Source organism: Bradyrhizobium sp. 155 (assembly GCF_023101105.1).
Taxonomy (GTDB): domain Bacteria; phylum Pseudomonadota; class Alphaproteobacteria; order Rhizobiales; family Xanthobacteraceae; genus Bradyrhizobium; species Bradyrhizobium canariense_D.
Genome location: NZ_CP064704.1, coordinates 3,928,440 through 3,941,112 on the forward strand (window position 1 = coordinate 3,928,440; position 12,673 = coordinate 3,941,112).

Annotated in this window: 9 protein-coding genes and 1 tRNA gene; all 10 read right to left on the reverse strand. The window is 64.1% G+C overall.

The window, feature by feature from the left end:
- Window positions 1-2,877, reverse strand: coding sequence for a valine--tRNA ligase (locus IVA93_RS19190; RefSeq protein ID WP_247541580.1), 2,877 nt, complete (start codon window positions 2,875-2,877; stop codon window positions 1-3).
- Between the two features lie 141 nt (window positions 2,878-3,018).
- Window positions 3,019-3,792 (reverse strand): PopZ family protein, encoded by a 774-nt coding sequence (locus tag IVA93_RS19195; protein ID WP_026233447.1) that lies wholly within the window; start codon window positions 3,790-3,792, stop codon window positions 3,019-3,021.
- 306 nt (window positions 3,793-4,098) lie between these two features.
- Window positions 4,099-5,490: a TolC family outer membrane protein gene (locus tag IVA93_RS19200; protein WP_018457815.1), complete on the reverse strand. Its 1,392-nt coding sequence runs from the start codon at window positions 5,488-5,490 to the stop codon at window positions 4,099-4,101.
- 203 nt (window positions 5,491-5,693) lie between these two features.
- Window positions 5,694-6,356, reverse strand: a complete 663-nt coding sequence (locus tag IVA93_RS19205; protein ID WP_018457814.1) for a protein-L-isoaspartate O-methyltransferase family protein — start codon at window positions 6,354-6,356, stop codon at window positions 5,694-5,696.
- Window positions 6,357-6,492: 136 nt separating this feature from the next.
- Window positions 6,493-6,672, reverse strand: coding sequence for a hypothetical protein (locus tag IVA93_RS19210; RefSeq protein ID WP_026233446.1), 180 nt, complete (start codon window positions 6,670-6,672; stop codon window positions 6,493-6,495).
- 176 nt (window positions 6,673-6,848) lie between these two features.
- A tRNA-Asn gene (locus IVA93_RS19215) sits at window positions 6,849-6,923 on the reverse strand.
- A gap of 134 nt (window positions 6,924-7,057) precedes the next feature.
- A complete protein-coding gene (locus IVA93_RS19220; RefSeq protein ID WP_018457812.1) occupies window positions 7,058-7,426 on the reverse strand; it encodes a hypothetical protein in 369 nt (122 codons plus the stop codon).
- 974 nt (window positions 7,427-8,400) lie between these two features.
- Window positions 8,401-8,784, reverse strand: coding sequence for a RidA family protein (locus IVA93_RS19225; RefSeq protein ID WP_026233445.1), 384 nt, complete (start codon window positions 8,782-8,784; stop codon window positions 8,401-8,403).
- A gap of 16 nt (window positions 8,785-8,800) precedes the next feature.
- Complete coding sequence (locus IVA93_RS19230) at window positions 8,801-11,134, reverse strand: acetamidase/formamidase family protein (RefSeq protein WP_018457810.1); 2,334 nt, start codon at window positions 11,132-11,134, stop codon at window positions 8,801-8,803.
- A gap of 259 nt (window positions 11,135-11,393) precedes the next feature.
- Window positions 11,394-12,635, reverse strand: coding sequence for an acetamidase/formamidase family protein (locus tag IVA93_RS19235; RefSeq protein ID WP_018457809.1), 1,242 nt, complete (start codon window positions 12,633-12,635; stop codon window positions 11,394-11,396).
- Window positions 12,636-12,673 lie beyond the last annotated feature (38 nt).

The window sequence follows — 12,673 nt, forward strand, 5'->3', positions numbered from 1 at the left end:
TTACGACGCCTGCTTGAGCCGCTCCAGCGCCTCGAGCAGCTTGGCCTTGCGGGCGAGCGCGGCCTCGCGCTTCTCGCGCTCCTCCTCGACGACCTCCTCGGCCGCGTTGGCCACGAATTTCTCGTTGGCCAGTTTGGACTCGGCACGCTTGATGTCGGCGTCGGCCTTCCCGATCTCCTTGTCCAGACGCGTGCGCTCGGCGACGACGTCAATCACGCCCTTCAGCGGCAGCGCGGCCACCTCGCCGCGCACCAGGAGCTGGACCGCGCCGTCGGGCGCACGGTCGGCGAAGGAGATGTCCGACAGCCGCGCCATGCGCTTGATGACGTCGCTCCAGCGCGGCGCGCGCTCCTTCGTCTCGGCCGAGGCGCCTGCGAGCACCAGCGCCGTGAGGGTCGCCGGCGGGATGTTCATCTCGGCGCGCACCGAACGGATCTGCGTGACAAGGTCAATGACCCAGCCGATCTCGGCCTCGGCCGCGGGATCGGTGAAGTCGGCATGGTCGAAGATCGGCAGCACCCAAACCGGCGAGACGAGCGCGTCGGTCGGCCCCGTCGTCGCCGCGAGCATCGCAAGCTGCTCCGCCGTCGGCCCGGCCGGCTTCAGCGGCCACGGTGCCAGCGCGAGCAGACCGTCGCGCTTGGCCGTCACCTCCCACAGCTCCTCGGTGATGAAGGGCATGAAGGGGTGCAGCAGTTTCAGGATCTCGTCGCGCGCCCATGCCACCATGGCGCGGGTCTCGGCCTTGGCAGGGCTGTCGGGGCCGAGTAGCACGGGTTTTGCGAGCTCGAGATACCAGTCGCAATAGACGTTCCACACGAAGCGGTAGATGCTGCCGGCGGCGTCATTGAAGCGATAGGCCTCGATCGCCTCGGTCACCTCGCGCGTGGTGTGCGCACTCTCATGTGCGATCCAGCGGTTCAGCGTCTCTTTGACCTTCGCCGGCTCGAAGCCTTCGGGCACGGCGCAATGGTTCATCTCCGCAAAGCGCGACGCATTCCAGAGCTTGGTCGCGAAATTGCGATAGCCCTCGACACGGCTGGTGGCGAGCTTGATGTCGCGCCCCTGCGCGGCCATCGCGGCCAGCGTGAAGCGCAGCGCGTCCGCACCATATTGGTCGATCAGGCTGAGCGGATCGATGACGTTGCCCTTCGACTTCGACATCTTGGCGCCCTTCTCGTCGCGGACGAGGGCGTGGATGTAGATCGTCGAGAACGGCACCTCCTTCATGAAGTGCAGCCCCATCATCATCATGCGGGCGACCCAGAAGAAGATGATGTCGAAGCCCGTCACCAGTGCGTTGGTCGGGTAGTAGCGCTGCACTTCCGGCGCGTCTGCGGGCCAGCCGAGGGTCGAGAATGGCCACAGCGCCGAGGAGAACCAGGTGTCGAGCACGTCCTCGTCGCGCGTGATGAAGCCGTCCCGCTTGTTGCGGTCGAGCGCCATCTCGCGGCCCTGCTCGACCGTGATGACTTCCTGCTCGACGTAATAGCCGAGGGCGTGGCTGACGGCCTCCTCCTCGGTCTCGGCGACGAACACCTTGCCATCAGGACCGTACCAGGCCGGGATCTGGTGGCCCCACCAGAGCTGGCGCGAGATGCACCAGGGCTGGATGTTCTCCATCCACTCGAAATAGGTTTTTTCCCAGTTCTTTGGCACGAAGGTGGTTTCGCCCGAACGCACGGCGGCCATCGCGGGCTTCGCCAGCGTCTTGGCGTCGACATACCATTGGTCGGTCAGATAGGGCTCGATCACCGTGCCGGAGCGGTCGCCATGCGGCACCATGTGGGTGTGAGGTTCGATCCGCTCGACGAAACCGAACGATTCCAGTCGCTCGACGATGCGCTTGCGCGCTGCAAAGCGATCGAGCTTGTTGAACTCCTCGGCGAACTGCGAGGCACCTTCCGGCAGGTCGCGCAGATAATCCTCGTTGTCGAGGAGATCGAGGCAACCTTCCTTGTCGATGACGCTGATTCGGGCGAGGCCGTGGCGATTGCCGACCTCGAAATCGTTGAAGTCGTGCGCCGGCGTCACCTTGACCGCGCCCGAGCCCTTCTCCGGATCGGAATAATCGTCGGCGACCATCTGGATCTTGCGGCCGACCAGCGGCAGGATCACGTTCTTGCCGACCAGCTTCTGATAGCGCTCGTCGTCGGGATGCACGGCCACCCCGGTATCGCCGAGCATGGTCTCCGGGCGCGTGGTGGCAACGACGATGAAGCTCGAGGGATCCTCGGGGCTGAAGATCTTGCCCTCGATCGGATAGCGCAGGTACCAGAGGCTACCCTTGACCTCGGTCTGCTGCACTTCGAGATCGGAGATCGCGGTGAGCAGCTTGGTGTCCCAGTTCACCAGCCGCTTGTCCTTGTAGATCAGGCCGTCGCGGTGCAGCTCGACGAACACCTTGACCACGGCCTTGGACAGGCCCTCGTCCATGGTGAAGCGTTCGCGCGACCAGTCGCAGGAGGCGCCGAGCCGCTTGAGTTGGTTGATGATGGTGTCGCCGCTCTCGGCCTTCCACTGCCAGACCCGCTCCAGAAACTTCTCGCGGCCCATCTCGCGACGGCTGGGCTGCTGGCGCTCCATCAGCTGCCGCTCCACCACCATCTGGGTGGCGATGCCGGCATGGTCGGTGCCGGGCTGCCACAGCACGTCGCGACCGCGCATGCGCTCGAACCGGCACAGGATGTCCTGGAGCGTGTTGTTGAGGGCGTGGCCCATGTGCAGCGAGCCCGTCACGTTCGGCGGCGGGATCACGATGGTAAAGGGCACAGCGTCGCGGCGGTCTGGGCGGCCGGCCTTGAAGGCAAGGCTGTCCTCCCACACGACGGACATGCGGGCTTCGATATCGGCGGGCTGGTAATTTTTCTCGATCATGGCGCTGTTAGAAAGCCGCGCACGGGGTCCAAGTCAACGGACAAGTCAACGGAAAGCCAGGCGGCAACAGGGCTTTCCGGTCCGGTCGGGAAACAGAATATGACCCACAAGCAGGGCTTTATGAGGGCTCTGCGGCCCGATCTACCTGCCGCCGCGCGATACCCGCTCGATTTCGGCCTTCACGATGCGTTCGACCAGGCCCGGCAAATTGTCGTCCAGCCAGGATTTCAGCATCGGACGCAGCATCTCCTTGACCAGATCCTCCAGAGTTCGCGCATTGCTGCTGAGCACCGTGTGGGCCAGGGAATTGAAGGCGGATTCGACCGCGGAGACCGTCGATTGCGCCAGCATCGGCTGTTGGGGCGGCAGCGGCGGCGCATCGAAGTCCACGGGCGCATAGGATGCCGGCGTCGGACGCGGCGCCGGCGATTCGGCGAATTCGAGATCGTCGCGCGGCTCGACCTTGCGGAAGCTCGGCGGCGGCGGAGGCGGCGTCGGCTCCATCGCCAGCGCCATATCGTCGGTCAATTCCAGCACGTCGGGCTCAGGTTCGGGCTCCGGCTCGGGAGCACGGATTTCCGGCGCGGGCGTGGCTGCGTCGAGCCCCGCCAGCAGCGCGTCGATATCGTCCTGATTGTTGGATGCATCCACCTCGGGTGCGGCGGCCGGCGGCGCTGCCGGCTTTGCGGCCGGAGCCGGTGCCGGCTTTTCGGCGGCCGGTTTGGGCGGCGCGACCTTGGATGGCGGAATATCGTTGATCACCTGCGGCTTCGGTGACGCGGCGGGGGCGGCAGCTTTCTCGGGCTTAGCGGCATCCGCCGGCGGCGGCTTGGCCTCATCGTCGGCAATGATGCGCCGGATCGAGGCCAGAATCTCCTCCATCGAGGGTTCTGTGACCTTTGCAGGCTGCGTCATCTCCGACTCCACATCATCAACGCCCTCGCATGCGTTGTTTTACACCAAGCACGACAGGATTGGCCGGTTCCGGATGGGTGGCCCGACATTTTCGTCACGGCAGCCCGACTTGTCCCCAGATGACAGCTCAACGTGCAGCGGTGCGCCCCTGCCCTCGGCACTCATGCTTTACGCACACGGCATCGGATGCAGAGCGAATCGACCCGCATCCTTCTTGGCAAGGCTATGTCAGGGATTTTGCTGATTGCAAGCAAAGCACCGGTCGGCTTCGGCTATTTGCGAGGCCGACCGGATGATTACGGGACTCTAGCGTCCGTCTGGCGTGCGTACGCCGGCCCAGCTGTCGCGGACCTGATGGTAGTGCACGCTGGGATCGTAGACAGTGGTGTTGAGGCCGAGGACTTGCGGCGCGAGACGACCGACCGCGTTGAGCACCGAATAGGACGCCACCACGCGGTCATGCTGGGCAGTGACGAGCGCCACGCGCGCGTTGACCAGCGCCTGCTGCGCGTTGAGCACGTCCAGCGTGGTGCGCTGGCCGGCCTTGGCTTCCTCGCGCACACCGTTCAGCGCGATCTCGGAGGCCGTAACCTGCGCCTGCGCAGACTGCACCTGCGCCTTGCCGGCTTCCAACTGGCCCCAGGCCTGCACGACGTTGGCGCGGGTCTGATCGCGTGTGGTTTCAAGATTCAGGCGCTGCTGCGCCAAGTTCTCTTTCGATTGGCGGATCAGCGCATATTCAGCGCCGCCCTGATAGATCGGCACCGAGGCGGTCGCGATGGCGGAAGCGGTCGTCGTTCGGAAGACCGTCAGGGTCTGCTGGTACGACTGGGTGATGCCAGCCTGAACCGTGAGGGTCGGCAGCAGCGCGCCTTCGTTGATCTTGACCTGGAGATAATTGACGTCGATGCCGAACATCGATGCCGTGACGTTGGGGTTCTCCACCAGGCTGAGACCGACGGCGGAGGCGAGCGTCCCGGGCAGGAAACGATCGACCGGCGAGCCCGGCGCAAGGTTCGTCGGCTCGTTGCCGATGATCCGGCGGAAATTGGCACGCGTCGTCGTGAGATTCGATTCGGCCGTCAGGGCCTGGGTCCTGCCTGCCGCGAGCTGCGCTTCGGATTGCGCCACGTCCGTGCGCGTCACCTCGCCGACATTGAACCGATCGCGCGTTTGCTTGAGCGTCTGTTCGAGGACGCGCACATTGCTGCGCTGAACTTCGAGTGTGGCGGAGTCACGAAGATAATCCATGTAGCTGGTCGCAGCCTGCAGCAGGACCGTCTGCTCGAGCACACGCAACGCCTCGCGGGATCCCGAGACCTGGCTTTCCGCCACGCGCGTCCTGTTGGCGGTCTGATTGCCGTTATAGAGCGTCTGGTTGATGGTCAGGCTGGCGCTATTGGGCTGAAGGGGCGGGTCGCTATGGATCGGCACAGCCTTCTGCGTCTGCTGAATATCCTGATATTGATAGCCGGTGCTGAGATTGATCCCGACCTTGGGGCGATAGCCCGACAGCGCTTGCGGCACGTTCTCGTCAGTCGAGCGCACCTGGGCGCGCTGCGCGTTGAGCTGCGGATTGTTCTGATAAGCGCGCACCAGCGCAGCCTCGATCGTATCCGCCAAGGCAGGCGTCGGCGCGGCAAGCGCCAGCAGCAGGACCGAAACCGCTGCTCCGGTGAAGAGCTTCACCCCATGCATCCAAAAATTCCGTTCATTCTAACGCCCGGCTCGTGCCCGCGAGCTGGGTTACCGTCTACGAGTGGAGTCGTTGCCCCGCCGCAACATAGGACGCGGTCAAGCGCGACGGAACTACCTGAGGGGTGTTCTCGGTGGAAACTCTTCACGTGCAGCATCCCGGCCACACTTCTGATTCAGAACGGGATTTTAACGGGCCAAAGCCGTCAGAAGACGAAGGCGGCGGCCCGTTCCAGCCCCGGAAGGACCGGGGCTGCGGCATCGAACAGCGCCCGATGGCCGAATTCGCCGTGGGTATGGGTCACGATCATGGCTCGCGGCGGCCTGGATTCGGCCGAGACCCCCACCAGGCGCCCCCCCTCCTTGAGCTGCCCGAGCAGCCCTGCCGGGGTCACCTCGGTGGCGCCGTTGAGGACGATCACATCATAGGGACCTGCGGCGGCATCACCCTCGGTGCAGGCCGCGGCCTTGCAGGCCACGTTGGCCAACCCGAGGGCGGCGAAGGCGTCGTTGGCCTTTGCCGCCAGGCCCGAATCGCATTCCGTCGCGATGACTTTGCGCGCGAGCTTGGCGGTCAGCGCAGCGAGATAGCCCGTCGCGCAGCCGACGACCAGCACGTCGTCATCCTCGCCGATCTCGGCGGCCTGGAGCAGCTTGCCGGTCAGCTGCGGCTTGATCAGGAACCGCTTGGCGCCTCCCTCGCTGACGTCGAGATCGAGGTCGAGATACGCCAATGCCTGCCGGCTGGCGGGCACGAAAGCCTCGCGCGGAACCGTGAGCATGGCGTCGAGAACACGACGGTCGGTGACGTCACTGGTGCGCACCTGGCCATCGACCATTTTTAGGCGCGCCGTCGAGAAAACGGACATTTGCGGACCCTGCAAGGCGGACGATGCCGCGGACGAAAGTTGGCGGCATCTTTGGAACAGGCCCTGCGAAAACGCAACATGGCTTTGGCCCGCAAACCGGGCCCTTCCGCAACTCGCAACGTCGAGGGTGAGCCGCCTATTCGATCGTGACCGCGAGGCGGCCGATCAATGCGGCGACTTCGTCCAGCCGTGCCGAATCGTGGGTCTCGACCGCCCGCGCCAGACAAGCGAGGCATTCGTCGTCGCTGAGTTCGGGGATGTCCGCCGGCAGAATGGAGGGGGCCAGCGGGAAACGGTCGACCTGGATGTCTCGCATGGGAATCAGCTCCATAAAGGACCGGCCTCTGGAAGCTCGATTTCAATTGAGTCGTTTTGGCGTCACCGCGGAGGATGCGGGCTCGCCGCGGTACACATCTAGTTGAGGATCTGCTGCAACGAGATCGCACGCCAGATCAGAGTCTGGGCGCAAGTTGCTGAAAATGAAGCGGAATTTGGCTCCCCGGGCTGGATTCGAACCAGCGACCATCCGATTAACAGTCGGATGCTCTACCGCTGAGCTACCGAGGAAAAGGGCGAACCTGTCGTTCGCGCGCGGCTGCGTATAACAAAGCCGCTTGCGCTTGCAAAGGACGAATTCGCTATGTGGCACATTGCGGCGAGGAAGGGCACGCGGCCCCTCCTCCGCCCGGCCTCAGGTCAAGTTACTCGGCGACGAACGAAGTGGTCTTGGTGCCGGAATCGTAGCGCAGCCGGAGTGCCGTGAACTTGCAGAGGTTGACGTTCTTCCAGAGCACGGTCTCGTCATAGTTCTGCCAGTCAACGCGGACGTTCCAGACGCATCCTTCGTCGTCATCGTCGAACTCGACATAGGTGCTCGCCTGGTTCTGCAAAACCTTGTCCAGCTCGTTGTCCCATTCGTCCATGCCATCGTCCGGGGCGTTGAAGCCCAGGAATTTGATGGCATAGCCGGTCTCGTTGACGACAGTGACGTTGCGGGCGTCAGTCGCGTACGACGGCGCGGCGGCAATCGATAGACCGACCGCGATCAGTGCAGACAGAAAATACTTCATATGAAATTCCCCCGATCGAAACGGGCTTTCGGTGCCTGACGTCGATCGGCGCAGGCGCCGCGGCAACCAATGGCGTTGCCTCGAAGGATTCGTCGGAGGCGCAATCGAAAGGTGCAAGACGCGATCGATCCGCCTCCGGCTCTCTGCACGACGCGAGACGCGCAGCGAGCAATTCTTATCGATTCGAATTCTCCGCAGCAATGAACCGGCATTCATAGATCGCGGGGTTTGTTGTCTCCGGGGCGGGCGCCCGGCACCGCGCGAATATGATTCTTGTCGCAGACACAGCTTCGCGCCCTCGCGGCTTGGCTCGCCCGAGCTTTGCTTTGTTTCGTACACCCTCCTCGTCAGAGGGCGCAGGGAAGACCGGGTGCCGGCTGGCACCCACGGTCCACTGTGCGAAGGTTGCGCTACAAGAGGCTGCACAGCGGCATACAGGTGAAGCCCAACACACGGCCTTCCCTGCGCAGTGGTTTGACGGCTTATGCCGAGCTCTCCCCGGGGAGCGATGCACTATTGCCCCCGTCGCCTTGCGGATGGCTGATGCTGCGTGCCCGGTCGGGCAGCGACATCACCACAAGACTTGACGCACAGACCCCGGGCGTCAGGACGACACGGTTTTGCCGTACGCTAATAGCACCGGTCGTGTGCGCGACGCCTTCGCTCACGGTTGCCCGCCCTGCAAAGCCCTTCGCGCCGATGTGACTAGCGTCCACCGCAGCTCACCCCGCGTTCGTGACGATCGCGATACGCCCCGCTGACAGGGATGAGGTGGCGACTGAATACGCCAAAGTCGAATTTCGGTAAAGTAGAATCTTTTCGCGCGAGCGGATTGACTCGTCGTTTGGGTGTTTTGCCCGTCGGGCAACGCAAGGGCTTGTAGCCCGGATGGAGCGAAGCGTAATCCGGCACCCTGTATCCGTTAAACGAATCCCGGATTGCGCTTCGCTCCATCCGGGCTACGGATCATCTCCTCACGGCCGGCGGCAGACCAGGTCGATCTCGATCAGCGCGTCGTAGGCAAGCCCGGTGACACCGACGCAGGTGCGGGCCGGCAGGCGGTCGGGCGGAAAGAACGCGCGATATGTCTCGTTCATCGCGGTGTAGTCTTCCTTGAAACGCGTGAGATAGATGCGTGTCATCACGACGTGCTCGAAACCGAGATCGAGGCCCGCCAACACCACCTTCAAATTCTCCATCACCGCCCTCGTCTGCGCCACGATGCCCTCCGGCAGCACGCCCGGGATTTGCGGCGTGTCCGGCATCTGGCCGGTGACAAAGACAAAACCGTCGGTCTCCACCGCGTGGCTGAAGGGCGCGACCGGCTTGGGTCCGCCGCTGATCATGTGGAATTTCACTGGAGTATCCTTCGGTTTAAGGCGCGTCCAGAAACAGGCGCTTGCTGATGATCGCGTGCACGCCCCAATTGCCGTCGACCACCTGCGTGACGCCGAAGTCGACGGCGGCCGACATCAGCGCGATCGCCTCGTCCTCGCTCAACCCCTTCACGTTCATCAGGAAGCGTCGCATCTTGCGAAACGCATCTTTCATGGCGAGATCGAGCGAGGACTTTGCGTAAACCTCGCTCTGGCCCTGAGCGCCGAACTCGGCGAGGTAGTTGGGATGGCTGAATCCGGTCAGGACCCAATCAGATTCGGTTTCGATCAGGGGATAAGAGAGATCGGCGAAGGGTTGGCCGGAGAGGTCGGCCTTCTTGTGCAGGATCACCTCGAAGGTTCCGGTCATCGAGCATTCAATCGCGGTGCCGCTCAATTCGCCGTCGCCTTGCGTGGCATGGGGATCGCCGACCGATAACAATGCGCCGGGAACGGAGACCGGAAGATAGACGGTCGCCCCCTTCCCCAAGCGCCAATTGTCGAGATTGCCGCCGAAATAGGACGGCGGCACGGAGTCGATGAAATCGACCTCGCGCGGCGCCACCGCGATCACGCCGAAATGCGGGCGCAAGGGAATGCGGATGCCGTCGAGCACGGCGTGGCGGCGCTTCACGGTGCCGGGCAAGACCGGAACGCCGGGATAGTCGTAGGTGGCGTGCACCACGCCAAACGGGTCGGTCTGCGGCTCCCAGCGGTAGGAATACAGCGCGCGGGCATGCGGCGCATCGGTATCGTCCAGGATTTCGTAGATCGTCACGACCTCGCGCGGCTTCGGTCCTGAAAGAAATTCGTCGTAATGATAGCCCCACCAGGCCGCGACCGAGGAGCCGAACACGCGCCCTGAATGTTTCGGATGACGACTTGTGCGCGGTACGATGTCGAGGATCCGGACTTCCAGCACGTCGCCGGGCTGGGCGTCCTTCACCGACACGGGCCCCGTGCAGATGTGCACGCCAAAGCCTTCGCCGGCGCCGCGCCCGAATATGCTGGCATCCATCGGACCCGCGCCGCGGCGATCCACGTTCTTCCTCGCCTTGGTCCAACCGAATACACTTTCGGCGGCGGTATCGCCCGCGATCATCAGCTCAGGATCATCGGAGGCATGCTGCGTTAGCGTTTCGATCGTGATCGTATCACCCGAATTGATCTCGAGCTGCGGCTGTAACGCGCGACTGAAATATCCCCAATGAACACGGTGGGCTTCGATCGGAAGATGATGATGCTTGCGTTCGGCCGTTCTCGGCTCGTCGATGTCGGTTCGGGCGAGATTGCCGCGCGCCTCGGCGCTCGCCGGGTGCACGCGAAGCTGCGCCAGCGCATCCTGCGGCCAGCCGCGCTGACCGGCTATCCCCTGCTGGGTCGTCGCCCGCTCCGCTTCCTGCTGGCGAAACTCGCGCGGCGGCAGCCCGAAGCGATGGCGGAAGGCGCGGCTGAAATGCGCGGAATCGCCAAACCCATAGGCGTAGGCGATCTCCGAGATTGAGCGATGCGCCTCGGACGGATTGGACAGATCGGCCCAGGCGCGCTGCAGCCGCCGCTCGCGAACGTAATGAGTAAAGTTGTCGCCGACCGTCTCGAACAGCTTTTGCAGATAGCGCTCGGAAATCCCTTCGGCCTGCGCGACGCGCGCCGGCACCAGTCCGGGATCGTCGAGGCGGCGTTCGATGGTCTGGCAGATCCGGTGCAGGAGTGCCGACTGCGTCGCGCTCGATCCGGCGTCGGACGTCGAAGCCGCCAATTGATGGGCGAGTGTCAGCAGCAGATCGACGAGCGACTGCGTGACCGCATTCCATTCGGCATCGCTCAGCGTGTCGAGCGTGCGCGCGGTCGCGTCCATCAAGCGCGCGAAGACATCGGCAAAGCCGCTGGGCGGAACGACCCTGGGTTCGCCGAGCCGCGGCCTGCCCGAGAGGCGGCCGTGCAGCGCCTCCGAGGTCACCGACAGCACGACGGCGCGCATGTCGCGCTGGAATACGATGCTCCAGTCCCCGCTCCGCGGCAGCAGCACGAGATGGCCCACCGGAACGATGCGATGGCCGGCGGCGCTCTTGAGCACCATGCCGTCCTCGACCGGCATCAGCGCAATCGGCAGGTCTTCGTTGGCCTGCGGACGCGGACCGATGGTCTGGGCGCCGGCCGCCATGCGCGTCAGCGCAACGCCTGCGGCGTGGCGATGTGACGCCGTTGCGTGCCCATCCAGGAAGCAATGGCCTGCCGCCGGCTGCAGGCCGACCGCGGCGAGCACGTCCCGCCAGGCTTCGGGGCGGTCGTCTTGAGCGTAGGACTCGCTCGTGAAAGGACGGAAGCTCATCGGATCGACCCAGATTGCAGTGGATCGAAGCAACCTCTGTGCCAGACGAACGTGGTCATCCGTCGCAGCGAGGGGCCGCAAATGACGGTCTTTTGTCACGTCCTCATCCTGGAAATGAGCTGTTCTTCAAAGTGTTGGAGCGCGATGTCAACGTCGAGCACGATGTGTAGCCTGGATGGAGCGAAGCGTAATCCGGGGGCCTTTTGAGTCCGGCGTGACAAACCCGGATTGCGTTGCGCTCCATCCGGGCTACGGCCCATCAGTCGCACCGAAAGATGTTTTTGCGGATCGTGCCGTGAACTCCCCAATTGGCATCGACCACCTGGGTGACGCCGAAATCGGCGCCGACCGATAGCAGCGAAATCGCCTCGTCCTCGCTCAAACCGTGCACGGTCATCAGGAACCTCCTGAGCTTGCGGAACGCATCGCGCATCGCACGGTCGAGACTCGAGTGGTTGGCAATCTCGGTCTGTGCGTCGGCGCCGAGCGCGGCGAGGTAGTTCGGATAGGTGAAGCCGTAGAACGACCACGCCTGATCGGTCTCCAGCATCGGATGATCGAGACCTTCGAGGCTGGTGCCGGCGAGATCGGCCTTCTTGTGCAGGACGAACTCGAAATCGCCGGTCAGCGAGGTTTCGATCGCGGTGCCGCCAAGCTCGCTGTCGCCTTGCGCGGCGTGGGGATCGCCGACCGAGAAATAGGCGCCGGGGATCGCGACCGGATAGAACATCCGCGCCCCCTTGCCGATGCGCCAGTCGTCGATGTTGCCGCCGGTATAGCTCGGCGGGATCGAGCTGACGAAATCGGCCTCCGACGGCGCGAGCCCCATGGTGCCAAAATGCAGCCGTGCCGGCACCCTGACGCTTGTGAGGATGTTCTCGCGCTTCTTGATGGTGGCGTGATCGACGCGCACGCCGGGATAATCGATGGTCGGATGCACGATGCCGTCGGGGTCGGTCTGGGGCGTCCAGACGTAGTTGTAGACCGCTTTGGCGCAGGGCTCGCCTGACGTGTCGAGCTCGAAGATGGTGACGACCTCGCGCGGCTTCGGCTCCTCGATCAGATCGTGATAGTGAAAGCCCCAATTGGCGGCGATGTTGGAGCCGAAGCAGCGCCCGGCATGACAGGCGCTGCAGCTCGGCCGCGGCCGGATATCGAGGATGCGCACTTCGAGGATGTCGCCGGGTTCGGCGCCTTCGATCGCGACCGGACCGGTGAGGAGATGCACGCCGATCCCCTCGCCTGCTCCGCGGATGAACGGGCCTTCGGTCGGGCCCGAACCGCGCCGCCCGACGGCCTTGTGCTCGCGCGTCCATTGGAACACGCTCTCGGCGCCGGGATCACCCTGGATCATGCGCTCGTAGTCATCATTGGCGTGATGGGTCAGCGTCTCGATGGTGGCGCGATCCCCCGAGCGCAGGGTCAGGGCCGGCGCGACCTTCTTGGAGAAATAGCCCCAGTGGACGGTCTTCGGCGAAACCGGCAGCGTGACATGCTTCATGAGGTGGCCTCTTCTGGAAACGCGGTCTTGAACGGTGT

What these genes read in the sequence shown, in the direction of transcription:
- IVA93_RS19195 (WP_026233447.1), bottom strand. Translation starts at nt 3,792, where the DNA reads ATGACGCAGCCTGCAAAGGTCACAGAACCCTCGATGGAGGAGATTCTG.
- IVA93_RS19190 (WP_247541580.1), bottom strand. Translation starts at nt 2,877, where the DNA reads ATGATCGAGAAAAATTACCAGCCCGCCGATATCGAAGCCCGCATGTCC.
- IVA93_RS19205 (WP_018457814.1), bottom strand. Translation starts at nt 6,356, where the DNA reads ATGTCCGTTTTCTCGACGGCGCGCCTAAAAATGGTCGATGGCCAGGTG.
- IVA93_RS19220 (WP_018457812.1), bottom strand. Translation starts at nt 7,426, where the DNA reads ATGAAGTATTTTCTGTCTGCACTGATCGCGGTCGGTCTATCGATTGCC.
- IVA93_RS19235 (WP_018457809.1), bottom strand. Translation starts at nt 12,635, where the DNA reads ATGAAGCATGTCACGCTGCCGGTTTCGCCGAAGACCGTCCACTGGGGC.
- IVA93_RS19230 (WP_018457810.1), bottom strand. Translation starts at nt 11,134, where the DNA reads ATGAGCTTCCGTCCTTTCACGAGCGAGTCCTACGCTCAAGACGACCGC.
- IVA93_RS19210 (WP_026233446.1), bottom strand. Translation starts at nt 6,672, where the DNA reads ATGCGAGACATCCAGGTCGACCGTTTCCCGCTGGCCCCCTCCATTCTG.
- IVA93_RS19200 (WP_018457815.1), bottom strand. Translation starts at nt 5,490, where the DNA reads ATGCATGGGGTGAAGCTCTTCACCGGAGCAGCGGTTTCGGTCCTGCTG.